The following is a 25,466-nucleotide window of genomic DNA, read 5'->3' on the forward strand; positions in this document are numbered from 1 at the left end:
GGCCGGGCTTACGGTCGGATGGCGGCACGCTGCTGCCCGCCCCGAGCACGGCACCGCGTGCCGCCATCCGACTCCGGCGTACCCGTCCTGGCCTCCCGCCCCGAGGAGACCCACGCCGAACACGACCCACACTCGCCGAGGACTCCCGTCACCGAAGCCCTCGTCGTCCCCTCGCGGCGAATCGCTGCCCACAAGCGTGACCACATGGTCACTTCGCGTCAACGCCCGTCCGGGGAAATGCCCCCTTGATCCCTTTTTGTCGCCGGGCGCACACGGAAGCACACCCCGGCGCATCTCCACCCGGCACTTGCAGACAGCACCTACACGGCGGCACCGGGCGACCAGCTCAGACGCCCGTCACGGGAGAACCGGCCGGCTAGACGGCCTCGTACGCGAAGCCCTCGAACCCGAAGCCCTCGAACGCCGTGACACCGCCCCCGAACGCGGTCTCGCGGGATTCACCGCCCCGGTCCAGCTCGCACCAGATGCGTTTGCCGGTGCCCTCGGCGCTCCAGCCCCAGCGGTCGGCGAGGCCGTCCACGAGGGCCAGGCCTCGGCCGCCGGTCTCGTCACCCTCGGCGCACCGCGGCACGGGCGCCTTGCAGCTGGTGTCGGCGACCTCCAGCCGTACGGTCGCGGACTCGGTCGCCACCCCCGGCAGCGAGAGCCGCAGCACGGCCGGACAACCGGTGTGCACCACGGCGTTGGTGACGAGTTCGGAGACGAGCAGGATCAGCGTCTCGGCGAGCGGTTCGTCGGCCTCTATCCCGGACCCGGCGAGGCGCGAGCGCGCCCACCGTCGGGCTCGCCCCACCTCCGCGGGGTCGGGCCGGATCTCCAGCTGCACTTGAAGCACCTGCACCGCTCACACCATCCGAACCGGCGGACACTTAGCCTCGCGCCTCACGAGGGCCACGATCGTAGCCATTTCCTGCATGGCCAGAACAACGGCCAGAACCGGGGTCACGGAACGTGAATCCCTTGCGAGACAGCATGGTTGACGTTCAGTCACCCCAACAAGCGCTTCGGGCATATTCCAGCGCGAAGGAGTACGTGTGCGGGATACTGTGCGACGCTCGTCGCGGGGAGTCGAACAGGCAGGGGTGAAAGCCCGTTCTGCCGTACGAGCCACGGAGCGCACCGCCCGATCCGGGGCCGCCTCACAGGCAACACCGGCATGGCTCGTACCTTGAACCACTCGCATCCCACACAAGGTACCGGAGCCCCCGGGCGACTCCAGGCCGTGACAAGTCACGCGTAGGACACAACCCGATATCAACGCTCCGTGATTCCGATATGCCACGATCCGTGACACCGTTGTCGAGCCCCTTCCGATCCCCGCAGGCAGACGCCCCGCTAGCCCGGGCGACCCGCCAGATCCGCCGCGAGCAGTTCCTCACTCTCCGTGCCCCCGCCGCCACGCCGAGCCCGCACCCACGCCCGTTTCAGATGCAGATGAACCTCGGACTCCCAGGTGAAGCCCATCCCGCCATGCACCTGAAGACAGTCCCGGGCTCCGCGCACGGCCGCCTCGTCGGCGAGCAGCCGGGCCGCCGCGATGTCCACCGCGTCCCCGGTCACCGCCGCCGCGTACACGGCGGCCCGGGCCACCTCGACCCGTACCAACGACTGCGCGCACAGGTGCTTGACGGCCTGAAACGCGCCGATGGGCTGTCCGAACTGCTCCCGGGTCCGGGCGTGTTGCACCGCGAGCCCGCACACCCGCCCGGCCGTACCCAGCTGCTCCGCGGCGGTCAGCAGCACGGCGACCGGCTCGACCCGCGCCGGGGCCGGCACCCGATGCACCGGCGTCGACGGGTCCACCGACCGCATCGCCACCGCGCCCTCGGCGCCCGGCAGCACGACATCGGCCTCGTCCAGCCACTCCACGAGGCTGCCGTCGGCAGCGGCGACCACCGCCTCCCCGGTGGCCGCGCCGGGCACCACCCCGGCCGCGAGATGCGTGGCCGCCAACGGCCCGGGCACCAGCGCCCGCCCCAGCTCCTCGAACACCAACACGGCCTCGGGCAACCCGAGTCCGGCTCCCCCCTCCGCCTCGGGCAACCGCAGCGAGAACACCCCGAGCCGTCCCAGGGCCGACCACAGACCCCGGTCCAGCCGAGGAGGGCACTTCGGGGGCGCGGGGCTGCGTCCATCAGCGGCTCCGCCGCGGGGCGCGACCGGCCAGGACGGGTCCGCGGCCGGCGAGCGACCGACCACATCCCGCACGACGGCCCGCAACGCCTGCTGCTCGCCGGTCAGTTGAAACCGCACGGCTCACCTTCCCTTCGGCAGCCCGAGAATCCGCTCGGCCACGATGTTCTGCTGAATCTGCGAGGTACCGGCCGCGATCGTGTACGAGAGCGAGGACAGCCGGTCCAGCACCCAGGGCCGCTCCAGATCAAGGGAGTTCACCCCGAGAACGTCCGCCGCGACGTCGTACAGCTCCTGCCGCGCGTGCGAATACCGGAGCTTGAAGACCGACCCCCCGGCCCCCGGCACTCCCCCACTCGCCTCGGCCTCACTCACGTTCCACTGAGTGAGCCGCCACAGCGCCCGGAACTCGGCGTTCAGCCGCCCGAGCCGACGCCTGAGCACCGCGTCGTCCCAACACCCGTTCCGCCGCGCCTCCACCGCCAGCTCCCCCAGCACCCGCCGGCAGGCGACGACCTCCCCCACGAAGGCCGTACCGCGCTCGAAGGAAAGGGTCACCATCGTCACCCGCCACCCGTCGTTCTCGTCCCCCACCCGATTCCCGACCGGCACCCGCACCTCGTCGAGAAACACCTCGGCGAACTCCGCGGACCCGGCCAGCGTCCGCAACGGCCGCACGGTGATCCCCGCCGCGGACATCGGCATCGCGAGCCAGCTGATCCCCCGGTGCTTCGGCGCCGCGGGGTCCGTGCGGACCAACAGCTCGCACCAGTCGGCGACTTCGGCGTGCGAGGTCCAGATCTTGGAGCCGCTCACCACGTAGTCGTCGCCGTCCCGCCACGCGCGGGTGCGCAGCGCCGCGAGGTCGGACCCGGCCCCGGGTTCGCTGAACCCCTGGCACCACACCTCGTCCCCGCGCAGCACCGGCGGCAGCCACCGCTCCCGCTGCTCGGGAGTCCCCTCGGCGGCGATCGTCGGCCCGGCGTGCAACAGCCCGACGAAGTTGGCCCCCACGTAGGGCGCGCCCGCCTTCTCGGTCTCCTCCAGGAAGATCAGCCGGGTCGTCGGGGACGCGTCCCAGTGCACATGGCCGTACCCGGCGTCGTACAGCATCCGCTGCCAGCCGAGGTCGTAGGCACGACGGCCGGGCCAGTCGTCCGGGGACGGCTTCGCGGGGAGGGTGGGGAGCGCCTTGCCCAGCCACTCCCGCAGGCGCGCGCCGAACTCCTCCTCCTCGGGGGTGTAGGAGAGGTCCATTACCGGTCGAGGTCCAGGCCCAGCATGCGGATCGCGTTGCCCCGCATCAGCTTGTAGACGGTCTCGTCGTCGAGGCCCTTCACATGGTCGAGGGCGACTTCCCTGGTGTGCGGGAAGGTCGAGTCGACGTGCGGGTAGTCGGTCTCGAACGTGGCGTTGTCCCGGCCCACCACGTCCAGCGAGGCGACCCCGTGCTTGTCGCGGAAGAAGCAGCAGAACATCTGCCGGTAGTAGTACGTCGACGGCGGCTCGGGGATCAGGTCCCGCACCCCGCCCCAGGCGCGGTGCTCCTCCCAGACGTCGTCGGCGCGTTCCAGGGCGTACGGAATCCAGCCCATCTGCCCTTCGGAGTAAGCGAGTTTGAGGGTCGGGAACTTCACCAGGACGCCGCTGAAGAGGAAGTCCATCATCGAGGCCATCGCGTTGTTGAAGGAGAGCGAGGCCTGTACGGCGGGCGGTGCGTCCGGGGATGCGGCGGGCATCTGGGAGCTGCTGCCGATGTGCATGTTGACGACCGTGCCGGTCTCCTGGCAGACGGCGAAGAAGGGGTCCCAGTAGCCGGAGTGGATGGAGGGCAGCCCGAGGTAGGTGGGGATCTCGGAGAACGTCATCGCGCGCACGCCCCGTGCCGCGTTGCGCCGGATCTCCGCCACGGCCAACTCCACGTCCCACAGGGGGATCAGGCACAGCGGGATGAGCCGGCCGCCGCTGTCCCCGCACCACTCCTCGACCATCCAGTCGTTGTAGGCGCGGACGCAGGCGAGCGCGACCTCCTTGTCGTGGGCCTCGGCGAAGGTCTGGCCGCAGAAGCGCGGGAAGGTCGGGAAGCAGAGCGAGCCCTCGACGTGGTTGAGGTCCATGTCCTTGAGCCGTTCGGCCGGGTCCCAGCAGCCGGGGCGCATCTGCTCGCGGGTGATGCCCTCCAGGGTCATGTCGTCGCGGTCGAAGCCGACGGCGGCGATGTTGCGCTTGTACGGGAACTTCAGGTCCTCGTAGATCCACCAGTCGGTGGGCGGCCCTTCCGGGTCCATGGTGATCTGGTATTTGCCTGCCACGTAGGCGAGTTCGCCGATTCCGGCGGTGAGCGGCCGGGGGCCGCGGTCGCGGTACTTCTTCGGCAGCCAGGTCTCGAAGAGGTGCGCGGGTTCGATGACGTGGTCGTCGACGCTGATGATGCGGGGCAGTTCGGTGGTCATGGGTTCCCCTCCGCCGGGACGGTACTTATCTGATGACCCGTCAGATAGCATGTCACCTGACGAGTCGTCAGCCAAGGAGGGGGACCATGAACGAGACGGCGCACTCCCTGAGTTCCTCCCGCACCCTCTGGGACCTGGTCGCCCGCCGCGCCGACCTCACCCCCGACCGCCCGGTCCTCCTCCAGGACGACCGGGCCCTGAGCTTCGGCGAGTTGCACGACCGCTCCGAGCGGGTCGCGGCGGGCCTGTACGGCATGGGCGTCCGCCCCGGCACGGTCGTCGCCTGGCAGCTCCCCACCCGCATCGAGACGGCCCTGCTCTCCTTCGCGCTGGCCCGCCTGGGCGCCGTACAGACCCCGGTGATCCCCTTCTACCGCGACCGCGAAGTCGGTTTCGCGCTGCGGGAGTCGAAGGCGGAGTTCTTCGCGGTGCCGGGCGTCTGGCGCGGCTTCGACCACACGGAGATGGCACGGCGGCTCGGCGCCAGGGGGATCTTCGAGGCGTACGACAGCTCCCAACTCCCGGACGGAGAGCCGGACCTGCTCCCGGCCCCGCCCGCCGACGGCACCTCCGTGCGCTGGATCTACTGGACCTCCGGCACCACCTCCGATCCCAAAGGCGTGCTGCACACGGACCGTTCACTGATCGCGGGCGGCTCCTGCCTCGCCCACGCGCTCCACCTCACGGCGGACGACGTGGGCTCGATGGCCTTCCCGTACGCGCACATAGCGGGGCCCGACTACACGGTGATGCTGCTGCTGTACGGCTTCCCCGCGGTGCTGTTCGAGCAGTTCGCCCTGCCGGACGCGCTGGAGGGGTACCGCAAGCACGGGGTGACGGTGGCCGGCGGCTCAACCGCCTTCTACTCCATGTTCCTCGCCGAGCAGCGCAAGCAGCCGGGCGAGAAGGTCATCCCCTCGCTACGGCTGCTCGCGGGCGGTGGCGCGCCGAAGCCGCCGGAGGTCTACCACTCCGTCGTACGGGAGATGGGGGTGCAGCTCACCCACGGCTACGGCATGACCGAGGTGCCGATGATCACGATGGGGGCGCCCGACGACACCGTGGAGAACCTGGCCACGACCGAGGGGCGTCCGCCGGACGGGATGGAGATACGGATCGCGGCGGGCGGGGAGGTGCGATTGCGCGGGGAGGCCGTGTGCCAGGGATACCTGGACCCGGCGCAGACGGCCGAGGCGTTCGACGGGGACGGCTTCCTGCGGACCGGTGACCTCGGGTTGCTGACCGACACCGGGCATCTGATTCTCACCGGGCGGCTGAAGGACGTGATCATCCGCAAGGGGGAGAACATCTCGGCGAAGGAGATCGAGGATCTGCTCGCCGCGCATCCGGACGTCGGGGACGTGGCCGTCGTGGGGCTGCCCGATGCCGAGCGGGGGGAGCGGGTGTGCGCGGTGGTCGAACAGCCGCCGGGGGCCGGGGAGTTGACCCTGGCCGCCGTCACCGACTATCTGCGCGCGGAAGGGCTGTCCGTGCACAAGCTGCCGGAGCGGCTGGAGATCGTGGACGCCCTTCCGCGCAACGAGACCCTGCGCAAAGTGCTCAAGTACAAGCTGCGGGAGCGCTATTCGGGGACGGTGAAGTAGCGGGCGAAGGAGGAGACGATCTCCGCCTCGCCCACCTTGCCGTCGCTGTCCGTGTCGAGGGCGTCGGCGGCCGTCGCGGCGATGTCGTCCGGCACACCGAGGGCCTTGAGGACGCGCACGGTGTCCGCGATCGTGGCCGAGCCGTCGCCGTCCGGGTCGGCCACGTCGAGGGCCGCGTGCAGGAAGGGGCGGCCGATCTCGGCGAAGCGCTCCGGGTTGTCGCGCAGCCGCTTGACCGCGCCGTTGACGAACTCCTCGCGGCTGACGCGCTGGTCGCCGTCCCGGTCCGCGATGCCGGCCATGCCCTGCCAGAACGCCTCCGCGCCGATGTACAGGGCCTGGCCCTTGTCGGAGCGGGCCGCCGTGCCGAACTCCGTGAGCAGCGCCTTGGCCGCCGAGTTGAAGTCCTCCCGGTCGATGAACCCGTTGCCGTCCTGGTCGAAGGTGGCGAACCGGGCCGCGATCCGTCGCTCGTACTCGGTGCTGACCATGTCTTTCGGGCCGCCTTACTCATGTGGGGTGCACTTGGCAGGGAGCGTACGACGCCGAGACGGGTCCGGGAGCGGAAAACGACGCTTGTACCAAGACCGGGGAAATTCCGAAACAACGACGTCACGCCGGAAACCGCCGTGTCACGCCGAGAGAGGGTCCGCCTCGTCCTCGGGTTCGTCCTCTGTGGCCGTCATCACATCGGGGTAGACGTCGAAGAGACGACGCACACCGAGGGCGCCGAGGACCCGGTTCACATGAGAGCCGTCGACGGCTCCCTGCGCGGGCAGAACCACGCGCAGATGGCCCTGGCAGGAGCGGATCAGTCGGCGGACGGCGATCAGCACGCCGACGCCGCTGGAGTCACAGAACAGCACCTCGGAGAGGTCGAGGACCAGGCTGTGCTGCCCCTCGGCCACCACGTCGTGCACCGCCTGGCGCAACACCGGCGAGGTCACCAGGTCCAGTTCGCCGGACACGAGGAGCACGGACCAGCCGCCGCGCTCGCCGTCGTTCACTTTGAAGGCCACCATCGAGCCTTTCGCTAGCCGGAACTCCCGGAAACCGTCCGGAAACGGAAGCCGTACCTACGCTTCCTTGCAGCGCGGCTGCCCAGCGGCCGTTCCCTGAAACACAGGCCCAGAAACGGAAACCGGTCGGAAGAGGCTTGTTTTAGTCGGCTTCGATCCTGTTCGATCAGATGTGGGCAGGGTAGGCACAGATCCGCTACCACCTGCGTCGGTTCGGGGGCGTGCAATTGCAGAATGGGGGGTGCGCTGTCAGACGTGCCCACTACATTCGAAGAGACGGTGAGCGCACGCTTGACTCGGGCACAGCCACGGTGAAGGGGGTCGCATGGCGACGAAGGACGCACCGCCCCGTTGGGACCGCAAGATGCAGCAGCGGCTCGCGCGCGGCGAGGCGGCGGCCCTCGGTGAGCTGTACGACCGCTTCGCGTCCCTCGTGCACTCCCTCGCCCACCGCGTCCTGGGCGACGAGCGCGCGGCCGACGGCATCACCCGCGAGGTCTTCACCCACGTCTGGGAGCACCCGGACGCCTACGACCCCAAGCAGGGCCCGCTGCGTTCCTGGGTGGCCGCGCTGACGCACCGGCTCGCCGTGCAGCGCCTGCGGGCCACGGAGACGGCCGCGCTCGCGCGTGAGGGTCGCGACGGCCGGGGTTCCGCGGAGGAGCTGGAGCGCAAGGTCCGCCACGCCTCCGTCGCCGCCCGCGCCGACTACATCGTCACGTCCATGCCCGCCCCGCTGCGGGCCGCCCTGGACCTCGCCTACTTCCAGCGCCGTGACTACCGCCAGACCGCCGTCGACCTCGGCGTCACCGAGGACGAGGCCAGGCGCCGCCTCCGCCTCGGCCTCCAGCTCCTGTCCACCGCCCACGACGCCGGCGCACCGCCGGGAGCGAGGGGTGGCACGTGAGCGACGCGTGGCGGGACGACTTCGAGAACTTCGGGGGACACGAGGGGCGCGAGGAGTACGACGGGTTCGGCGACGGTGAGGGGGTCGTGCCCGCGCAGGGTGGGGCGGGTGGGTCCGGCAGGCCTGGTGGCCCCGAGCACGGCCGCCCTGTGAACGACGGCTCCGGGAACGGCGGTTCGGTGGACGACGACGGCGACGGCACGCGGGGTGGGCCGGGCGGTAGTGGCGATCCCGGGGGCGGTGAGGGCTCGCGGGGTGGGGCCGGTGATCCCGGCGGCGGGGGGTTCGCGCACAGCGGTGCCGCGAGCGGGGACGGGGACGGCGAGCCGCCGCGCATCCCGCTGCCCCGGGCCTCCGTGGAGGACAGCGGGCGTCCGCTGCCCGACCTCGACGCGACCGCGTCCCTGCCGGTGCCGCTGGTGCTGGAGCACCAGGTGCTGAAGGCGCTGCTCGGCGCGTGGGCGCTGGCCGCGTGCTCGGCGGAGGAGACGGCGGCCGTGGAGGAACACCTCGGCGAGTGCGGGGCCTGCGCGGACGAGGCGATGCGGCTGCGCAGTGCGGTCGGCCTGCTGCATCCCGTCGAGCCGCTGGACCTCGACCCCGGGCTGCGGACGCGCGTCCTGACCGGTTCCTTCGACCGCCGGCCGCCGCGCATCCCGGTGCCGGAGTGGGCGACGGCGTACGACGCGGAGACGGCGCGGCTGGACGCGCTGCTCCAGGACATAGGTGACGCCGAGTGGCACGCGCCCGTGCGGCTGCGGTGGTTCGACGGCGTGGGGCCGACGAGCCGTCGTACGACCGTCGCCGGGGTGATCGCGCATCTGCTGACCGTCGACGGCCTGGTCGCGGCGGCGCTCGGCCTCGACGACCCGCTGACCGGGGAGACCGCGAAGCCGTCGACGCCGGCGGCGCGTACCGAGGCGTACTGGAAGTCGTCGCACTTCCCGACGACCCGGTCCATCCGCGCGCCCTGGCGCGAGCAGAGCCACAACATCGTCCGCACGGTGTCCTTCACCGGCGGCAGCACCGGCGGACTGGCCGTGTCCTACGGCGACTTCGAGCTTCCGCTGCACGATGCGATGCTCGACCGGGCCTTCGAGTGCTGGGTCCACGCGGAGGACATCGCGGAGGCGGTCGACTATCCGTACGAGCCGCCGTCCCCGCGCGGTCTGAACCGGATGATCGATCTGGCCGCGCGGATGTTGCCGTCCGCGCTGGCCGTACGGCGTCGGCACGGGTTGGCTTCGCCGGTGAGCGGGCGGCATCTCGTCGGGGCGGGGGAGGCGGGGCGGAGTCTTCGGCTGGAGATCGAGGGGCATGGCGGGGGCGAGTGGCTGATCTCCCTGGACTCGCCCGGCGCGGTGGGGTCGGCCGAGCGGGAAGTCGCCCATATCGCCCTGGACGGCGTCGAGTTCTGCCACCTCGCCGCCGGGCACGTTTCTCCGGAGGAGGCGGCCGCGGGGCAACTCGGTGACCGGGAGGCGATCCGGGATGTGCTGTTCGCCACGGCGTCGTTGAGCCGGATGTAGGGGTCGGTTCCGGCTTCGTCGGCGACTGCGGGTGAGTGGGGGCCGGTCGCGCAGTTCCCCGCGCCCCTTCGTAGCGCACGGTTCGTTTCGTCGGTGCGGGTGAGGGGGCTTCCGTTTGCGGGGCAGGTGCGGGTAGTCCGTGGTTGCTCGCGCAGTTCCCCGCGCCCCTGAAACTGGGCCGGGGTTCCGAAGGGGCGCGGGGAACTGCGCGACCAGCCACAACGCACCCGCACCCACACCCGCACGGAGAGACCCTCAGGGGCGCGGGGAACTGCGCGACCAGCCACGACGCACCCGCACCCGCACCCACCGCCGAAGCAGCAACCCCCGTGTTCCTAGGCGAACACGACCGTCCGGCGGCCGTTCAGGAGGATTCGGCGTTCCGCGTGCCACTTGACCGCCCGTGCCAGCGCCTGGCATTCGACATCGCGGCCGATCGCCACCAGCTGGTCCGGGGTGACGTCGTGCCCCACCCGCTCGACCTCCTGCTCGATGATCGGCCCCTCGTCGAGGTCGGCGGTGACATAGTGCGCCGTCGCCCCGATCAGCTTCACACCCCGCAGATGAGCCTGGTGATACGGCTTCGCACCCTTGAAGCTCGGTAGGAAGGAGTGGTGGATGTTGATGATCCGCCCGCTGAGCGCCTTGCAGAGATCGTCGGAGAGAACCTGCATGTACCGCGCGAGGACGACGAGTTCGACCTTCTCCTCGCGGACCAGTTCGAGCACCCGCGCCTCGGCCTCGGCCTTGTTCTCCTTCGTCACCGGAATGTGGTGGAAGGGAATGTGGTACGACTCCACCAGCTCAGCGAAGTCCGTGTGGTTGGACACCACCGCCGCGATCTCCACCGGCAACGCCCCGATCCGCGCCCGGAACAACAGGTCGTTCAGACAGTGCCCGAACTTGCTGACCATGAGCACGACCCGCATCCGGTCCCCGGCCCGGTTGATCTGCCAGTCCATGTGGAACGAGTCACCGATCGCCGCGAAGCTCGCCCGCAGCTTCTCCGCCGTCACCGGCGACTCCGCCGAGAAGTGGACGCGCATGAAGAACAGCCCCGTGTCGTGGTCACCGAACTGCTGGCTGTCCTCGATGTTGCAGCCGGTCATGAAGAGGTAGCTCGACACGGCGTGCACGATGCCCTGCTTGTCGGGGCACGACAGGGTGAGGACGTACTGGTCGGCGGCTGCCGCGGCGGGGGTGGACTGCGCGTTCATGCCGGACAGGGTCCCATATCCCCCTGAGCGGACACATCGGCGTCCGCCACCCGGACCGACCGGACACCCGGCGTGTCGCGAAGGGACGAACCCGCCCCCGGCGAACCCGCCCGGCGCTACGCGGACCGCGTCATGATCTGGAGAACCTCAAGCGTCCGCGGCGGCGCGTCCGGGTCCTCCCCGTCGCTCACCGCCATCCGCACATGCGCGTCCCGCGCCGCCCGCACCGCCTCCGGCCACGCCTGGTGGTCGACGTACGCGGAGACCTGCGCGTCGGGGCCCACCTGGTGCATGATCCGCAGGACGCGCAGGACGGCGGTGTCGACGAGGGCCGCCTCCTGGGAGTCGCGGAAGATCGTGCCGACGTACTTCTCGGCGGACCAGTTGTCGAGCCAGGTGTCCTCGACGAGGCGGTAGACGGCGTCGGTGACGTCGCCGTACCCGTCGACACCTGCCAGCCAGACGTTCTGCTGGAACGCCGGGTCGGAGAGCATGTGCAGCGCGGAACGCACGTTGCTGCGCCAGCGCCACCAGGGCATGTCGTTCAGTGGCATGCCGCCCATGGTGGAGGAGCGACGGGGGCGACGGGAAGAGTTCTCCGAACCTTGCACGGTCATCGATCGTACGTTCCTCGTCACACACACAGGAACACCCCCCGTAATTCACCCCCACGTCACCATCTGTTGACCCAGAGTCACTGCTCGGTTAGCGGTGTGGCGGAAGCGTGTGTGGACATGACCGGCAGGCGACGCAACCGCAGCACCTTCCTCCCCCCTCTCACCCGGCCCGTCAGAGCGACCGCCCTGTCGGCGGCGGCCCTGGGGGTGTGCGCGTCCCTCCTCGCCGGCTGCGGGGTCATCCACGGTGTCACGGGGGGCGCCGGGGGTGACTCCATCACCGTCATGACGTGGGCGCCGTGGGACACCGGCGCGACCAACAAGCCCGGCATGCCCGCCATGGCGACGGCGTACGCGAAGTGGATCAACAAGCACGGCGGGATCAATGGCCGCAAGCTCACGGTCCTGACCTGCAACGACCACAACACGAACGTGTCCGCGGCGAAGTGCGCCCGGCAGGCCGTGGAGAAGAACGTGGTCGCGGTCGTCGGCTCCTACAGCGAGTTCAGCGACTCGTTCTTCGCCCCGCTGGAGGGCGCCGGCATCCCCTACATAGGCGGCTACGGCGTCACCACCGAGGAGTTCACCCGCGCCCTGTCCTACCCCGTCAACGGCGGCCAGCCCGCGCTCCTGGCGGGCCTCGGCAAGGAACTCGGCCCGGCCTGCGGCCCGGTCGCCCTCGTACGGCCCGACTCCATCGCGGGCGACGACCTGCCCCCGCTGCTCAACGCCGGGCTCGCGGCGGGCGGCCACGCGGCGGCGACCGACCAGCTCGCGGCGGACGACGCGACCGAGTACTCCAGCCAGTCGACGCGGGCGCTGGAGAGCGCGACCGGCGGCTCGGGCAAGGAGGGCTGTGTGGTGCCCTCGCTCGGGGACCGTACCGACACCTTCATGGACTCCTTCCGGCGCGACCGTCAGGACTATCCCGCGGTGCACGCCGCGACCGTGCTCGGCAGCGTCGACCAGACCGAGATCAACTCGACGGGCGGGCAGTCCGGGCCCTACGAGGGGTCGTACATCACCGGCTGGTACCCGGTGGCGAGCGACGCGCGCTGGGACCCGATGAAGAAGGCCGTCAACGAGGTGGCCTTCGGCGACAACCGCATCGACCCCGCGGACGCGGGCGTGCAGACCACCTGGATCGCGTACACCGCGTTCAAGGCGGTCGTGAACTCGCTCGGCAGCGGCGACATCACCTCCGACACCGTGCGCCGCGCCCTCGACGACGGCGTGAAGGTCAACACCGGGGGCCTGACCCCGACCCTCCAGTGGAGCTCCCGCGACGACAACCTCGCCTCGGTCGGCCTGTCCCGCCTGGTGAACGCGTGCGTGACCCTCCAGGTCGTCCGCAAGGGCGTCCTGGTCTCGGCGAAGAAGGGCTTCTTCGATATGACGAGGACGCTGGAGAGCGCGGATCTGGACTAGGAGCCGGGCGCGGGCCCCTTCCGAGGCCCGCGCCCGCGTTCCTCAGAGCTGCGTCGGCTGGCGCTGGGTCAAGCCGTACGTCTTCGCGATCGTGTTCCAGAGGGCGGCGGCCTTGACCTTCTGGTTGCTGGCGACGCCGCTTGCCGCGTTGCCCGCGCCGGTCTGGCCGGTGGTGCGGGCCTGGCCCTTCTTGCAGCCGTGTTTGCCGGCGGCCTGGTCGGCCCAGGCCGCGTAGTGGTTGTCGGCCGACGCCGACGCCTTCCACGCGCTGGTGAGGGCGGTCGTCAGGGCCGCGTTGTCCGGCAGCTTGTCCACGCTGAGCTGGGACAGCTTGGTCACCAGTTCGGCGCGCTGCTTGGCCGCGTCCCGCAGGTCGGAGGCCGACTCGCCGAGCTTGTTGCAGGCCTTCACATTGCCGACGGCCTTGATCACCGAGGCACGGCTGCTGCCGCTGTCGGCGAGCAACTTGTCCAGGGCCACGGCCTGTTCCTTCGCGGCATCCGTGCCCGCCGACGAGGAACCGTCCGTGGCGGCCGACGTCGCGGCCACCGTCTTGTTGGCGTCGCTCTTGCCGCCGCCCCCGCTGAGCAGCGCCCCGGCACCGACCCCGAGGATCGCGATACCGATCCCGACCCCGGCGATCAGCGGCACCCGCGAACGGCGCCCGCCCCGGCCGCCGTCGTCCCCCGGCGCGCCGCGTCGGCCGCCGTCCCCGGGCGGGGCGTACGACGGCTGTGCGTACCCCTGCTGCGCGTACGACGGCTGGGCCTGCCCGTACCCCTGCCCCTGCTGCTCCGCGCGCGGCGGCTGCTGGAAGCGGGGCATCTGCTGGGTGGACCCGGCGGGCTGCTCGCCCCCGGCGTCGCTGCGGAACAGGTTGTCGAACTCGGCGGGCGGCTGCCGGTCGTCCGGTCCGCCCGGCCGCACCCCGTACCCGGGAGCGCCGCCCTGCGCGGGCACCGGCGGCAGGAACTGCGTGGGCTGCGCGTCGGGGTGCCCGGCCTGCTGCGGCATCGGCCCCGCGGGCACCTCGGGCGGCAGCGCCCCGGGCGTGACGGGCGGCAGGAACTGCGTCGCCCCCTCGTCCATGGGCGCGGCCGGCACCGGCGGCAGGAACTGGGTGGCGCCTTCGTCACCGGGCACGTTGGCCACCGGCGGGATGTACTGCGTGGCCCCCTCGTCGGCGGGCGGCAGCGGCACGCTCGGGAACGCGGCCGGCAGGGCGCCGGAGGACGGCTGGTGCCCGGTGGAGGCGGAACCGCCGTATCCGTAGCCGTAGTTCTGCGCGGCGCCCTGGGGTGTCGCGGGCGGCTGCTCGGCCGCGTAGCCCGCGCCGACGTATCCGGCGGCGGGCTCCTGGGCGTACCCCGACGGGTACTCCTGGGCGTACGACTGCTGCTGCACGCCGTAGGCCGCGTGCTGGGCGCTCTCCTCGGGCAGCGCGCCCGGCTGACCCGGGATGCCGTCCTGGGCGCCCCACGCGGGCTGCTCGGGGCCGGCACCCCACTGCTGCTGCGACTCGCCCCAGCCCTGGCCCGGCGGCGGGGCCGGGCTCTGGTGCTGCTGCTGGTCGTGCCGGTCGGGGCCCCAGGGCCCGCCCCAGGACTGACCGCTGGTCGGGGGTGCTATCGACGGCTGCCCGCCCGACTGCTGGTTACCGCGTCCGCCCGTCATACCCGGCAGGAGGGGTTCACCTCCGTCGGAGGGCAGCACGATGCCTTCGCGCGCGGGCCGCGCCGAGGGCTCCTCGCCCTGTCCACTCTGCGTCACCGGGACTCCTACGAATGGGGGACCTACGGGATCGTCGGCTCACGCTACCGGGTACCCCGAGCCCGGTGCCACGCAGCACTGGACTGGACCTGCCCTCTTGTGACGGCCGTAACAGTCCCGGACCCGCCTCCGCTCCAAGTGCCGCTGTCCGCACTCCTTTCCGCACCGGAGCGGTGTTCACCTGCTGGTCACCCCGCCGTTCACGCGGCGGCCTGCAACTCCATCCGTGCCCCGAACTCCCGCACCACCGGCTCGTCCCGGTACGGCTCAAGCCGCTGCTGGAAGTCGTCGAGATACTCGGCGCCCCGGTTGGACCGCAGCGAACCGAGCAACTCCACCGCTTTCAGGCCCGTGTTGCAGGCCTGCTCGACCTCGCGCTGCTGCACCTGCGCGCTCGCCAGCAGCACATATCCGATGGCCCGGCGGCGCGCCCGCGACTCCGGGTGCCCGTCCAGCGACTCCTGCGCGCACCGCGCCGCCGCCTCGGCCTGGCCCAGGTCGCGGTGGCAGTGCGCCAACTCGTCGGCGAGATAGGCCTCGTCGAAGTGCCCGATCCACGCCGGGTCGTCACCGGACGACGGATCGGCCGCGTCCAGCGCGCTCACCGCGCGCCCCGACGCGAGCTGCGCGGACCGCGCGTCCCCCATCAGGGCGTGCCCGCGCGCTTCGGCCGCGTAGAACATCGCCTCGGCCCGCGGGGTCACGCGCCCCCGCGCCCCCTCCTGCGCCGCCCGCGCCAACTGGGCGATCTCACGCGGGTTTCCGAGCTGCGCGGCCAGGTGACTCATGGACGCGGCGAGGACATAGCCGCCGTATCCGCGGTCCCCCGCCGCCTGCGCGAGCCGCAGCGCCTGGATGTAGTACCGCTGCGCCAGGCCGGGTTGACCGGTGTCGACGGCCATGTACCCGGCGAGTTCCGTCAACCGGGCGACGGCGGCGAAGAGTTCACGCCCCACGGCTTCCCGGTACGACCCCGCCAGCAGCCCGGAGACGACGCTGTTGAGGTAGTGCACGACGACCGGGCGCACATGCCCGCTGCCGTACTGGTGGTCCAGGTCGCTCAGCGCCTGGGTCATGGCGCGCACGGCCGCCACGTCGGACTGCCCCACCCTCGGCCCCGCCGCCCGCGCGACCTGTGAGTCGGGCGAGGAGATCAGCCAGTCACGGCTCGGCTCGACCAGCGCGGACGCGGCGACCGACGAACCGGACAGGAAGTCCCGCCGGCCCACGTCGCTGCGCCACAGCTCGCACACCTGCTCGATGGCCCCGAGGACGGTCGGCGAGAACTGGAGGCCCACGCCCGACGCGAGGTTCTTGCCGTTGGCCATGCCGATCTCGTCGATCGTGACCGTACGGCCCAGCTTGCGGCCCAGCGCCTCGGCGATGATCGCCGGCGCCCGCCCTCGCGGCTGCTGTCCCCGTAGCCAGCGGGCCACGGACGTCTTGTCGTAGCGCAGGTCGAGACCGTGCTCGGCGCCGCACATGTTGACCCGGCGGGCCAGCCCGGCGTTCGAGCACCCCGCCTCCTGGATGAGCGCTTGCAGCCGTTCGTTCGGCTGCCGCGCGACAAGTGGCCTTGCGGCCATGGCGTACCCCCTGGGAACAACCCCTGAAGCGAAAAGATCCGGCCGTGAAGATCAATGCCCAGCGAACATGGCGAAAATGCGAAGCTTGCGAGGAATGCCGGGGTAAAAGCTGGTGCCCGCCCCACACGTGGCTACCCAGCTGCCGCTGTCGTTCCTCCCGCGCGCCCCCGCACATGCCTCCATGCGCCCCAGTTGCGGAATCGATGCCCCTCCCCCGCGCGCGCTACGCCCGTAACTCCAGGTGGGTGCGGGAGTTGTGTTGGGCGTGGAAGAGACGATCGCGGGCACCGAAGCCGCTCAGATTCCGAAGCAGCGCGGGGAATCGCTGCTGGAGACAGCCGTACGCTACGCGGAGGAGCGCCACTGGGACGTCTTCCCCGGCACCTGGCTGGAAGCCGTCGACGGGGTGCAGCACTGCTCCTGTGGCGACACCGCGTGCGCCGCACCCGGCGCACACCCGGCGCGTGAGGACTGGGCGACACAGGCGACGGGCAGTGCGACGGTCGCGCGGCGGATGTGGCAGAAGCAGCCGGCGTCCTCGATCCTGCTGCCCACGGGGCGGACGTTCGACGCGATCTCAGTCCCGGAGAGTTCGGGTTTTCTCGCGCTGGCCCGGATGGAGCGGATGGAACTGACGCTCGGGCCCGTGATGGTGACGCCGGCGCGGCGGATGGAGTTCTTCGTGCTGCCGGGGGCGTCGGTGAAGGTGCCGGATCTGGTGCGGCGGATCGGGTGGTCGCCGGCGTCGTTGGATCTGGTGGTGCTGGGCGAGGGCGGGTATGTGGCCGCGCCGCCCACGCGGTTCGGGTCTCGGGGGGCCGTGCAGTGGGCCTGCCGGCCTACCGCCGCGAACCGCTGGCTGCCGGACGCGGAGGAGTTGATCTCGCCGCTCGCCTACGCGTGCGGGCGTGATCGGTAGTCGCGCGCGTGCCGGTTCGGTGGGGGCTGCTCGCGCCCCGCGGCGGACCCGGGTACCGACACTGTCCCGCGCCCCTTGGGCAGGTCCCCTGACCGTAGGCTGCACGGTATGACGTCGGCTGTGAGTGTGCGTGGGCTCTGGAAGCGGTTCGGGCAGCAGATCGCTGTCGCCGGGATCGATCTGGAGTTGCCTTCGGGGAAGTTCATCGGGCTGGTCGGGCCCAATGGAGCCGGGAAGACCACCACCCTCTCCATGGTGACCGGGTTGTTGCGGCCCGATCAGGGGAGCATCTCGGTCGTCGGGCACGACGTGTGGCAGGACCCCGTGGCCGTGAAGGCGCGGATCGGTGTGCTGCCGGAAGGGCTGCGGCTCTTCGAGCGGCTGTCGGGCCGTGAACTCCTCGGGTACAGCGGCCGGTTGCGGGGGCTGCCCGGGGCCGAGGTGGACAAGCGGGCCACGCAGCTGCTCGACGTGCTCGACCTGGCCGGGGCCCAGCACAAGCTGGTCGTCGACTACTCGACCGGTATGCGCAAGAAGATCGGGCTCGCCGCCGCTCTCCTCCACAACCCCGAAGTCCTCTTCCTGGACGAGCCGTTCGAGGGCGTCGACCCGGTCTCCGCGCAGACCATCCGGGGCGTCCTGGAGCGCTACACCGCCTCCGGCGCCACCGTCGTCTTCTCCTCCCACGTCATGGAACTCGTCGAGTCCCTCTGCGACTGGGTCGCCGTGATGGCCGCCGGCCGCATCCGCGCACAGGGCACGCTCGCCGAGGTCCGCGGCGAATCCCCCACGCTCCAGCAGGCATTCCTCGAACTCGTCGGCGCCGGCGCCCGCGACCACGGTTCCGACCTCGACTGGCTGGGCGGCGGCGCCCGATGACCGACACCACGGCTCCCGCCTCGATCACCCCGGTCGTCGTCCGCCTGAAGCTGTCCCTGCTCCGCAACGGTCTACGGCAGTCCGGCGGGCGCCGGGCCGCGTATGTCGCGTCGGCGGTCGTGGCGCTGCTGATCGCCGCGCTCCAGCTGGTCGGGCTGATCGCGCTGCGCGGGGACGCGAGCGCGGTCTCCGTGGTCGTACTCCTCGTCGCGGTCCTGGGGCTGGGCTGGGCGGTGATGCCGCTGTTCTTCCCGTCCGGCGACGAGACCCTCGACCCGACTCGCCTGGTGATGCTGCCCCTTCGGCCCCAGCCCCTCGTACGGGCGCTGCTGGCGGCCTCGTTGGTGGGCATCGGGCCGGTGTTCACACTGGTGCTGCTGCTCGGTTCGGTGATCGCGGTCGCGCACGGCGCCGCCGCCTACGTCACCGCGGTGGTGGCGCTCGCCCTCGGGCTGCTGAGCTGCGTGGCCCTGGCGCGGGCGGTGGCCGCGGCCAACATCCGCCTGCTGACCAGCCGCAAGGGCCGCGACCTCGCGGTGCTGAGCGGGCTGGTGATCGCGGTCGGCGCGCAGGTGGTCAACTTCGGATTGCAGCACCTCGGTTCGAGCGGCCTGTCCAAGCTCGATCCGGCGGCCGAGGTGTTGCGCTGGGTGCCACCGGCGACGGCGGTCGGCGCGGTGGACTCGGTGAGCAAGGGTTCCTACGGTCTGGCAGCCGCCCAACTGGCGCTGTCCGTGGCCGCGTTGACGGCCCTGGTGGTGCTCTGGTCCCGCAGTCTGACCAAGCTGATGACGGCACCGGACGGCTCGACGATCCAGTCCGCGGAACCGGCGGCGAAGGACAAGGCAGCGACGGGCGCGCTGTCCCGGCTCCTCCCGTCGGGCCGCACGGGCACGGTCATGGAACGCAGCCTGCGGTACGTGTGGCGCGACCCCAAGACCAAGGCGGCGTGGGTGACTTCGCTGGCGATCGGTCTGATCGTGCCGGTGTTCAACGCCATCCAGGGCACGGGCTCGGTGTACTTCGCGTGCTTCGCAGCCGGGATGCTCGGCATCCAGATGTACAACCAGTTCGGCCAGGACACCTCCGCGTTCTGGATGGTCGCGACGACGATCTCCACGACACGGGACGCCTACGTCGAACTCCGCGCCCGCGCGCTGGCGTTGCTGCTGATCACCCTGCCGTACGCGACGCTCGTGACCGTCGTGACGACAGCGCTGCTCGGCGACTGGCACCGGCTCCCCGAGGTCCTCGGCCTGTCCTTCGCCCTCCTCGGCGCGATGCTCGCCACCGGCGCCTGGACCTCGGCCCGCTTCCCCTACTCCATCCCCCAGGGCACCCACAAGAACGTCGCCCCCGGCCAGGCCGGCCTCGCCTGGATCTCCATCTTCGGCGGCATGATCTCCGCCGCGCTCCTCTGCTCCCCCGTCATCGCCCTCACCATCTGGGCGAACGTCAGCGCGGACGGCGACCAGTGGAGCTGGGTGCTGCTCCCGGTGGGTGCGGCCTACGGAACGGCGATCACCTACGCGGGCCTGCGCCTGGCGGCACCGGGCACGGCAAGACGCCTCCCGGAGATCCTGGCGGCAGTGAGCAAGGCCTGAGCGGTCTTTCAGGGGCGCGGGGAACTGCGCACCCAGCCACGACCCACCCGCACCCGCCCCGCAACAGGAGCCCCCACCCCCCTAGGCGCACACCTCACACCAGCACCCCGTCAAGAAACGGCTCGATAGCCGCCCGCCAGGCGTCGGGCTGGTCGTAGAACACGAGATGTCCCGCGTCACCGACCTCCGCGTACTCCCCCCTGGGAAGGACCCGCACCATCTCCTGCGCCTCGGCCCGCCCCAGCTCTCCGTCCAGCCCCCGCACCACCAGCGCGGGACACTGCACCTGGGCCAGTTCCTCCCAGTGCGCGTCGTACACCCATGTCTCCCGCGACTTCAGCATCTGCTCGGGCTCGAACACCGGCCGCCACCCGTCCGCGGACTCCTGCATGACCTCGGCGTAGAACTCCCCCCGGGAGGGATTGGGCCGCTCCACCCATGGATCGTCCTCACCGAACCACTTGCGGACGTCCGCGAGCGTGGCGAAGGGAACGGGCCACGAGGTGAACCAGTCGGCCCACTCCCGCTGCGAGGCCGCGCCCAGCGCGGACGCCCGCATGTCACAGATGATCAACCCCCGCACCAGATCGGGCCGTTTCGCCGCGAGCTGCCACGCCGTCAGCGCACCCATCGCATGGCCGATGAGGACGACCGGGGCGAGCCCGAGCTGCTCCAGCGCGGCCTCCGCGTCCTCGACGTAGGCCTCGCGGGTGAAGGCCGCCCGCGGCGGCTTCTCGCTCCGGCCGTGGCCGCGCTGGTCGAGTGCGACGGCGCGGTGCCGTTCGGAGAGCCAGCGGGCGGTGGACGCCCAGTGCGAGGCACGGCCCATCAGGCCGTGCAGTAAGAGAACTCCGGGTGCTCGCTCGATCTCCCCCGACTTGGGCGGGTCCGCGAACTCCCATGCGGCCAGGCGTACGCCGCCTGCGCCGGTCACGTCGATGCGCCGCGCCATTGGTCCTGGCACCCCCCTAGCTCCGCACGGACCGCTCGCTCCCGCTTCGAGCCACCGGTCCTGTGAACCACGCTCTGCCGCTTGTGCCGTTGCTCGGTGCTTGTGTCTCTCCTCTTCTGCCCTCGTTCCGCGCTTCTGACCTCTGCCCCGCGCCCCCGCCGCGCGCCGCGTGCGTGTCTCTTCCTACAGGGCACGCCCCGCGCGTTTCATCCCCCGCAGGTTATCGAATACGAATTCGAAGATGCCGTCCTCGGCCGTGACACCCCTCGTTCGAGTGACCCGGCGCGAGGAATGATCGCCGCCGCCGGGGGGAGATCTTCAGCGGGAGGCGGACCGCTCGGGGAAAACGGTCCGAGGGGAATGACCTTGAGCGCTCGGGGCTCCGGGTCAGCACAGGGGAGGACAGGCCCCGGCGCCGTGCGGCGCCGGGGCCCTCTCCACGTCTTCGGCACATCCTCCCGCCCCCTCACGGTCATATGCCTCACGCGACAGCCTGGCACGCGAAACGTCCGAGCGCGGCGATTCAGCTCACTAAATCTGGGATTCGCCGGGATCGCCGACGGCCCCGCCGCGACGCCACAACTACCCCTCGCACCCCGGGAGTTGGACGACCCGCAGCTCAGCGTTCCGCACGGCACCCGGCCCGGCGCCCACCCCGGTCCCCGCCCCTCGGCTCAGCGCTTGGCGACGAACACGTGCGAGGCGATATCCGACTCCAGCTCGGCCGCCTCGCCGCCGCTGCCCACCAGCACCCCGCCCGCGGACTCCGTCACGCTCACCACCGAGCCGGGCTGCACGCCCGCGCGGCGCAGCGTGTACATCAGCTGGGCGTCCGTCTGGATGGGCTCGCCGATCCGCCGTACGACGACGGTCTTGCCGTCGACTCCCGGGTCGAGGTCGGCCAGCGAGACCATGCCCTCGTCCAGGAACGGGTCCGCGCCGTCCTTCTCGCCCAGCTCCTCCAGCCCGGGGATCGGGTTGCCGTACGGCGACTCCGTGGGGTGGCGCAGGAGCTCCAGGACGCGGCGCTCCACGGCCTCGCTCATCACGTGCTCCCAGCGGCAGGCCTCGGCGTGCACCTGCTCCCACTCCAGGCCGATCACGTCGACGAGCAGACACTCGGCGAGCCGGTGCTTGCGCATCACGCGGGTGGCGAGCCGGCGGCCCTCGTCGGTCAGCTCCAGGTGGCGGTCGCTGGCCACGGCCACCAGGCCGTCGCGCTCCATGCGCGCCACCGTCTGGCTCACCGTGGGCCCGCTCTGGTCGAGCCGCTCGGCGATGCGGGCGCGCATGGGGACCACACCTTCCTCCTCCAGCTCGAGGATGGTGCGGAGATACATCTCCGTGGTGTCGATCAGTCCGGACATACGTGCCCCTCGATTACCTCTGCCCGAAGCTCGACGGCTCCGCGGCGCGTGCGCTGGCCCTGGACCCAATTCTGACGCATACCACTGACAACCGTGCCGCGCCGCCGAAACCGGCCGGTCACGGCCGCCCTCGGCACCCCTCCCGGCGTGCTCCACGCGTGCTCCGCGCCTGCTCCGCGGCAGGCCCGGCACGGGCTGTGCGGTGGCCCGGATCGCCCTGGCCGCCGTATTGACATCCCGATGGTCCAGACCGCACGGTGATCCGCGACACAACCTCACCGAGGAGGCTCCCGTATGAGCGACCGTACGCCGGCCGGCCAGTTCTTCGACGCCGCGATCACCCTCCTCCAGCGGGTCCGCGACGAAGAGGCCGAGCCCGTCCAGGCGGCCGGCACGCTCCTCGCGGACACCGTGGCCGGGGGCGGACGCCTCTTCGCGTTCGGTGCCGGGCACTCCTCGCTCGCGGCCCAGGACGTCGTCTATCGCGCGGGCGGCCTCGCCCTGATGAACCTGCTCACGGTCCCCGGAGTCGTCGGCGTCGACGTCATGCCGGCCACGCTGGGCTCCGCCCTGGAGCGCGTCGACGGCCTCGCGAGCGTGGTCCTGGAGACCTCACCGCTGCGGGACGGCGACGCCCTGGTGATCATCTCGCTGTCCGGGCGGAACGCCCTCCCCGTGGAGATGGCGATGAAGGCCCGCTCCCTGGGCGTACGGGTCATCGGCGTGACGTCGGTGGCGTACGCCTCGGAGACGACCTCACGGCACACCTCGGGGACGTACCTCAAGGACCACTGCGACGTCGTCCTCGACTCGAAGATCGCGATCGGCGACGCGGAACTCACCCTCGACACCATCCCGGCCCCCTTCGCCCCCGCCTCCACGGCCGTCACCACGGCCCTCCTCCAGGCGGTCATGGCGACGGCGGCCGCGACCCTGGCCGACCGCGGCATCGAGCCGCCCCTGCTGCGCTCCGGGAACGTCGACGGCGGCCACGAGTGGAACGGCCGCGTCTTCGAGGAGTACCGCGACCGGATCTTCTACCAGTACTGAGCAGCCTCTTCCACGGCTGCCGCGTGTTCTTTCACGGCTGCTGAGCGGGCCTCCGGCCGGGCGGCCCCGCTCACTTCTCGCCGACCCGCTCCGCCAGATCCAGCGCCGCCGCGATCCGTACGGCGACGTCCTCGGCGTAGATCGAGTCGGACCGTTCGAACTGGCTGCGCCCGGCGCCCCGCAGGAACGTCACGACGCCCAGGGTCCGCCCCCGGCTGCGCAGGACCGCGCACAGGGCGTGCACGGCGTCCGTGGGCCACTGGCGGACGCGGGCCCACTCGCGGGCCTGCTCGGGCGGGACGGTGCCGATGCTGGCCCGCACGGAGCCGACGCGTTCGACGCACTGGAGGGCGGGATGGCCCTCCGCATAGCGCACGGGCAGACCGGCCGCGCCGGTGAGCAGGCTGGGGCCGGGGGCTCCCGTGGGCGTGGCGGCGACGCGGATGAGGCGTACGGCTGTCGTGCCGCTCCGCAGGCCGTCGCCGTCGTTCAGCGATCCGCCCGCGACCCGGTCGACAAGGGCGTGGTCCGCGAAGCCCGCGAGGGCGAAGTCGAGGTGGACGGTCGCCGCGTCGCGCGGGTCCTCGCACTCGGCGGCGGCGCGGGCGGCGCGGTGGAGCTGCTGGGCGCGGAAGCGGAGCAGCGAGGCTTCCTGTTCGAGCTGTTTGGCCTCGGTGACGTCCTGGAAGAGCCAGCCGACGCCGAGCGGCACGGGTTCCTCGGTGAGCGGGGAGGCCAGCCGCAGGAAGCCGCTGCGCCAGCAGCGCCGCAGGTTGCCCTCCGGGGTCCGCACGCTCACCCAGATCTCGGCGGGCGCGGGCGGCGCGCCCTCGGCGAGCACGTGGGTGAGGGCGGCCTCCAGCTCCTCGACGCCCTGGGCGAGCAGTTCGCCGAGGGGGCGCCCGAGGACGGAGGTGCGCCCGGTGCCGAGCGCCCGCGCGGCGTGCGAGTTGACGACGGCGGGCCGCAGGTCGGCGTCGACCAGGACCACACCCCAGGAGGCGTCCTCGAAGAGAGCCTCGCTCAAGGCGATCGACCGCTCCAGGTCGATCTGGGCATGCACCTCGCTGAAGGCGCAGTAGACCCCCGCGGGCTTCCCGTCGGGCCCGCGCACGGCGGCGGACTGGGTCCGCACCAGCACGCGCCCGCCGTCCTTGGTGAGCAGGGCGAACTCGTGGACCTGCCGCCCGGGGGCCTGCATCGCGGACATCAGCCGCGCCTCGACCTCCTCGGCGTCCGCCGTGCGCAGGGCCCATCCCGCCAGCCCGTGCCGTCCGACGGCCTCGGCGGCGGTCCAGCCGAGGATGCGCTCCGCCTCGCGGTTCCAGTGCGTCAGCACCCCGTCCGCGTCGAAGGCACACAGTGCCGCGTCCATGCCGTCCAGCAACGCGGCCAGCAGATCCGACCCACCGACACCCTCGGGCCCGCCGTCCCGCTCGGGCTCGTCGGGACCCAACTCGTCGGTGGTCCCACTACGCCGGGAAGCACTCACCTGGACCCCCCTTCAGGCTGCGTCCGTGGACACGGCGCGTCCGTACACTCACTCCCTCTCATTCAACTCGAACGTGACGCAGCACACATCGAGTTCCCGCAAGATTGAAGGAATCGTTGTACGACGGCAAACCGTCCCTATGCCAGTCGCATGGTGATCCACACGTCGCTCTCGCCGTCCAGCACATACCGCTCGGTCTCGACGAACCCCCGGGCCTCCGCGAACCGCACACCGTCGGTGTTGGCGGCCAGGAGGACGGTCTCGACCGCACCGGCGCCGAGCGCACGCGCGCGCGTGAGGCCGTTCTCGTAGAGGGCGGTCCCGTGGCCCTGCCGTCGGAACGCGGGCAGCACGCGCGCGATGACGGTCGCCACCGCGTCCTCCCCTTCGGGGGGCCGCACGGTGGAGCACCCCACGAGCGTGTCCCCCAGGTACGCGTTCTCCAGCCGGTTCCGTGCGCTCCGCTCACGGACCTCGTCGAGGTCCATCGCGGCGGGCGGCACGATCAGGTTGTGGACGTGGCGCCAGTCCTGGAGCGCGTGCTCGGCGTCCGGTTCCACCAGTTCGATGCGGAGGTCGGTCATGGGCCGGAACCTAAGTGACCAGCGGGTTCGCGTCCAGTGTGTTCAGGGCTCGTAAAAAGTGGTTGATCCGGCGGCGGAGGGTTCTTAGGGTGGCGGTACTTCGGAAAGGAGGTGGTTCGGCAGATGTATGGAAACCGGACGGAAGAGGTGGCTGCGGGCTAGTGGCCCGCCGTCGTACTCGGTTCGGCGCCGGACCAGCGTGTGAGAGCTGCACGCAACCGGCCTAACCCAACGCAGTCACCCGACCCGCGAGCTCGCCGGTACGTCCGGCCGGCTCCCCCGCCGTCAGGCGGAGGGACCTGAGCTCGCGGGTCGCTGTGTTTCCCCGGCCCGTG

The 25,466-nt window shown here is 71.5% G+C and carries 22 protein-coding genes; 8 read left to right on the forward strand and 14 right to left on the reverse strand.

Annotation, left to right across the window (positions count from 1 at the left end; translation table 11 throughout):
• Positions 1 to 376: 376 nt before the first annotated feature.
• The 4 genes from ACIRB1_RS13540 to ACIRB1_RS13555 all read right to left on the reverse strand — a co-directional run bounded on the left by ACIRB1_RS13540 (position 377) and on the right by ACIRB1_RS13555 (position 4,607).
• The gene (locus ACIRB1_RS13540) at positions 377 to 847 is read right to left on the reverse strand and encodes an ATP-binding protein (RefSeq protein WP_403465787.1); all 471 of its coding nucleotides are present in this window, start codon (positions 845 to 847) and stop codon (positions 377 to 379) included.
• Between the two features lie 509 nt (positions 848 to 1,356).
• On the reverse strand, positions 1,357 to 2,274 hold the full coding sequence (locus ACIRB1_RS13545) for an acyl-CoA dehydrogenase family protein (RefSeq protein ID WP_403465635.1): 918 nt from the start codon (positions 2,272 to 2,274) through the stop codon (positions 1,357 to 1,359).
• A gap of 3 nt (positions 2,275 to 2,277) precedes the next feature.
• On the reverse strand, positions 2,278 to 3,411 hold the full coding sequence (locus tag ACIRB1_RS13550; RefSeq protein ID WP_403465636.1) for an acyl-CoA dehydrogenase family protein: 1,134 nt from the start codon (positions 3,409 to 3,411) through the stop codon (positions 2,278 to 2,280).
• The gene (locus ACIRB1_RS13555; RefSeq protein WP_401190017.1) at positions 3,411 to 4,607 is read right to left on the reverse strand and encodes an amidohydrolase family protein; all 1,197 of its coding nucleotides are present in this window, start codon (positions 4,605 to 4,607) and stop codon (positions 3,411 to 3,413) included. Before ACIRB1_RS13555 ends, ACIRB1_RS13550 begins: the two co-directional genes overlap by 1 nt.
• 86 nt (positions 4,608 to 4,693) lie before the next feature.
• Between ACIRB1_RS13555 and ACIRB1_RS13560 the strand changes: the two genes are divergently transcribed.
• A complete protein-coding gene (locus ACIRB1_RS13560; protein ID WP_403465637.1) occupies positions 4,694 to 6,211 on the forward strand; it encodes a class I adenylate-forming enzyme family protein in 1,518 nt (505 codons plus the stop codon).
• Here the strand turns inward: ACIRB1_RS13560 and ACIRB1_RS13565 are convergent.
• Entirely contained in the window at positions 6,190 to 6,702 is a 513-nt protein-coding gene (locus ACIRB1_RS13565; RefSeq protein ID WP_403465638.1) for an EF-hand domain-containing protein, read from the reverse strand. The two genes, ACIRB1_RS13560 and ACIRB1_RS13565, sit on opposite strands and share 22 nt — an antisense overlap.
• Positions 6,703 to 6,843: 141 nt before the next feature.
• Entirely contained in the window at positions 6,844 to 7,233 is a 390-nt protein-coding gene (locus tag ACIRB1_RS13570; protein ID WP_403465639.1) for an STAS domain-containing protein, read from the reverse strand.
• 322 nt (positions 7,234 to 7,555) lie between these two features.
• Between ACIRB1_RS13570 and ACIRB1_RS13575 the strand changes: the two genes are divergently transcribed.
• Both ACIRB1_RS13575 and ACIRB1_RS13580 read left to right on the forward strand, forming a co-directional pair.
• Positions 7,556 to 8,137: a sigma-70 family RNA polymerase sigma factor gene (locus ACIRB1_RS13575; protein WP_352183284.1), complete on the forward strand. Its 582-nt coding sequence runs from the start codon at positions 7,556 to 7,558 to the stop codon at positions 8,135 to 8,137.
• A gap of 179 nt (positions 8,138 to 8,316) precedes the next feature.
• Positions 8,317 to 9,666: a zf-HC2 domain-containing protein gene (locus ACIRB1_RS13580; RefSeq protein ID WP_403465788.1), complete on the forward strand. Its 1,350-nt coding sequence runs from the start codon at positions 8,317 to 8,319 to the stop codon at positions 9,664 to 9,666.
• 335 nt (positions 9,667 to 10,001) lie between these two features.
• On the opposite strand, the gene purU is transcribed toward ACIRB1_RS13580, so the two are convergent.
• Complete coding sequence (purU, locus tag ACIRB1_RS13585) at positions 10,002 to 10,883, reverse strand: formyltetrahydrofolate deformylase (RefSeq protein WP_352183283.1); 882 nt, start codon at positions 10,881 to 10,883, stop codon at positions 10,002 to 10,004.
• 116 nt (positions 10,884 to 10,999) lie between these two features.
• The gene (locus ACIRB1_RS13590) at positions 11,000 to 11,500 is read right to left on the reverse strand and encodes a hypothetical protein (RefSeq protein ID WP_352183282.1); all 501 of its coding nucleotides are present in this window, start codon (positions 11,498 to 11,500) and stop codon (positions 11,000 to 11,002) included.
• A 117-nt stretch (positions 11,501 to 11,617) separates the two neighbouring features.
• On the opposite strand from ACIRB1_RS13590, the gene ACIRB1_RS13595 reads away from it, so the two are divergent.
• The gene (locus ACIRB1_RS13595; RefSeq protein ID WP_352183281.1) at positions 11,618 to 12,928 is read left to right on the forward strand and encodes an ABC transporter substrate-binding protein; all 1,311 of its coding nucleotides are present in this window, start codon (positions 11,618 to 11,620) and stop codon (positions 12,926 to 12,928) included.
• Between the two features lie 42 nt (positions 12,929 to 12,970).
• Here ACIRB1_RS13595 and ACIRB1_RS13600 read toward each other — a convergent pair whose 3' ends face one another.
• The gene (locus ACIRB1_RS13600) at positions 12,971 to 14,698 is read right to left on the reverse strand and encodes a hypothetical protein (protein WP_403465640.1); all 1,728 of its coding nucleotides are present in this window, start codon (positions 14,696 to 14,698) and stop codon (positions 12,971 to 12,973) included.
• 200 nt (positions 14,699 to 14,898) lie between these two features.
• Positions 14,899 to 16,284, reverse strand: coding sequence for a transcriptional regulator (locus ACIRB1_RS13605; protein ID WP_328829957.1), 1,386 nt, complete (start codon positions 16,282 to 16,284; stop codon positions 14,899 to 14,901).
• A gap of 256 nt (positions 16,285 to 16,540) precedes the next feature.
• On the opposite strand from ACIRB1_RS13605, the gene ACIRB1_RS13610 reads away from it, so the two are divergent.
• From ACIRB1_RS13610 to ACIRB1_RS13620, 3 genes are all read left to right on the forward strand, one after another.
• Positions 16,541 to 17,203: a bifunctional DNA primase/polymerase gene (locus tag ACIRB1_RS13610; protein ID WP_352183279.1), complete on the forward strand. Its 663-nt coding sequence runs from the start codon at positions 16,541 to 16,543 to the stop codon at positions 17,201 to 17,203.
• Between the two features lie 108 nt (positions 17,204 to 17,311).
• On the forward strand, positions 17,312 to 18,082 hold the full coding sequence (locus ACIRB1_RS13615) for an ABC transporter ATP-binding protein (protein ID WP_352183278.1): 771 nt from the start codon (positions 17,312 to 17,314) through the stop codon (positions 18,080 to 18,082).
• Positions 18,079 to 19,686: a transporter gene (locus tag ACIRB1_RS13620; RefSeq protein ID WP_403465641.1), complete on the forward strand. Its 1,608-nt coding sequence runs from the start codon at positions 18,079 to 18,081 to the stop codon at positions 19,684 to 19,686. The genes ACIRB1_RS13615 and ACIRB1_RS13620 overlap by 4 nt, the downstream gene beginning before the upstream one ends.
• 94 nt (positions 19,687 to 19,780) lie before the next feature.
• Here ACIRB1_RS13620 and ACIRB1_RS13625 read toward each other — a convergent pair whose 3' ends face one another.
• Complete coding sequence (locus ACIRB1_RS13625; protein ID WP_352183276.1) at positions 19,781 to 20,638, reverse strand: alpha/beta hydrolase; 858 nt, start codon at positions 20,636 to 20,638, stop codon at positions 19,781 to 19,783.
• A gap of 674 nt (positions 20,639 to 21,312) precedes the next feature.
• A complete protein-coding gene (locus ACIRB1_RS13630; RefSeq protein WP_352183275.1) occupies positions 21,313 to 22,005 on the reverse strand; it encodes a metal-dependent transcriptional regulator in 693 nt (230 codons plus the stop codon).
• 294 nt (positions 22,006 to 22,299) lie between these two features.
• Here ACIRB1_RS13630 and ACIRB1_RS13635 point away from each other — a divergent pair, with 294 nt between their 5' ends.
• Complete coding sequence (locus ACIRB1_RS13635) at positions 22,300 to 23,055, forward strand: SIS domain-containing protein (RefSeq protein ID WP_352183274.1); 756 nt, start codon at positions 22,300 to 22,302, stop codon at positions 23,053 to 23,055.
• A 70-nt stretch (positions 23,056 to 23,125) separates the two neighbouring features.
• On the opposite strand, the gene ACIRB1_RS13640 is transcribed toward ACIRB1_RS13635, so the two are convergent.
• Together ACIRB1_RS13640 and ACIRB1_RS13645 are read right to left on the reverse strand one after the other, a co-directional pair.
• On the reverse strand, positions 23,126 to 24,547 hold the full coding sequence (locus ACIRB1_RS13640) for a PAS domain-containing protein (protein WP_352183273.1): 1,422 nt from the start codon (positions 24,545 to 24,547) through the stop codon (positions 23,126 to 23,128).
• 137 nt (positions 24,548 to 24,684) lie between these two features.
• Complete coding sequence (locus ACIRB1_RS13645; protein ID WP_352183272.1) at positions 24,685 to 25,131, reverse strand: GNAT family N-acetyltransferase; 447 nt, start codon at positions 25,129 to 25,131, stop codon at positions 24,685 to 24,687.
• Between the last annotated feature and the right edge of the window lie 335 nt (positions 25,132 to 25,466).

Source organism: Streptomyces sp. NPDC096013 (assembly GCF_044763565.1).
GTDB lineage: Bacteria > Actinomycetota > Actinomycetes > Streptomycetales > Streptomycetaceae > Streptomyces.

Bases quoted from the DNA above. Each gene is read 5' to 3' on its own strand.
- ACIRB1_RS13550 (WP_403465636.1), bottom strand. From the start codon at position 3,411: ATGGACCTCTCCTACACCCCCGAGGAGGAGGAGTTCGGCGCGCGCCTG.
- ACIRB1_RS13555 (WP_401190017.1), bottom strand. From the start codon at position 4,607: ATGACCACCGAACTGCCCCGCATCATCAGCGTCGACGACCACGTCATC.
- ACIRB1_RS13560 (WP_403465637.1), top strand. From the start codon at position 4,694: ATGAACGAGACGGCGCACTCCCTGAGTTCCTCCCGCACCCTCTGGGAC.
- ACIRB1_RS13565 (WP_403465638.1), bottom strand. From the start codon at position 6,702: ATGGTCAGCACCGAGTACGAGCGACGGATCGCGGCCCGGTTCGCCACC.
- ACIRB1_RS13570 (WP_403465639.1), bottom strand. From the start codon at position 7,233: ATGGTGGCCTTCAAAGTGAACGACGGCGAGCGCGGCGGCTGGTCCGTG.
- ACIRB1_RS13575 (WP_352183284.1), top strand. From the start codon at position 7,556: ATGGCGACGAAGGACGCACCGCCCCGTTGGGACCGCAAGATGCAGCAG.
- purU (WP_352183283.1), bottom strand. From the start codon at position 10,883: ATGAACGCGCAGTCCACCCCCGCCGCGGCAGCCGCCGACCAGTACGTC.
- ACIRB1_RS13590 (WP_352183282.1), bottom strand. From the start codon at position 11,500: ATGACCGTGCAAGGTTCGGAGAACTCTTCCCGTCGCCCCCGTCGCTCC.
- ACIRB1_RS13595 (WP_352183281.1), top strand. From the start codon at position 11,618: ATGACCGGCAGGCGACGCAACCGCAGCACCTTCCTCCCCCCTCTCACC.
- ACIRB1_RS13605 (WP_328829957.1), bottom strand. From the start codon at position 16,284: ATGGCCGCAAGGCCACTTGTCGCGCGGCAGCCGAACGAACGGCTGCAA.
- ACIRB1_RS13615 (WP_352183278.1), top strand. From the start codon at position 17,312: ATGACGTCGGCTGTGAGTGTGCGTGGGCTCTGGAAGCGGTTCGGGCAG.
- ACIRB1_RS13620 (WP_403465641.1), top strand. From the start codon at position 18,079: ATGACCGACACCACGGCTCCCGCCTCGATCACCCCGGTCGTCGTCCGC.
- ACIRB1_RS13625 (WP_352183276.1), bottom strand. From the start codon at position 20,638: ATGGCGCGGCGCATCGACGTGACCGGCGCAGGCGGCGTACGCCTGGCC.
- ACIRB1_RS13630 (WP_352183275.1), bottom strand. From the start codon at position 22,005: ATGTCCGGACTGATCGACACCACGGAGATGTATCTCCGCACCATCCTC.
- ACIRB1_RS13635 (WP_352183274.1), top strand. From the start codon at position 22,300: ATGAGCGACCGTACGCCGGCCGGCCAGTTCTTCGACGCCGCGATCACC.
- ACIRB1_RS13645 (WP_352183272.1), bottom strand. From the start codon at position 25,131: ATGACCGACCTCCGCATCGAACTGGTGGAACCGGACGCCGAGCACGCG.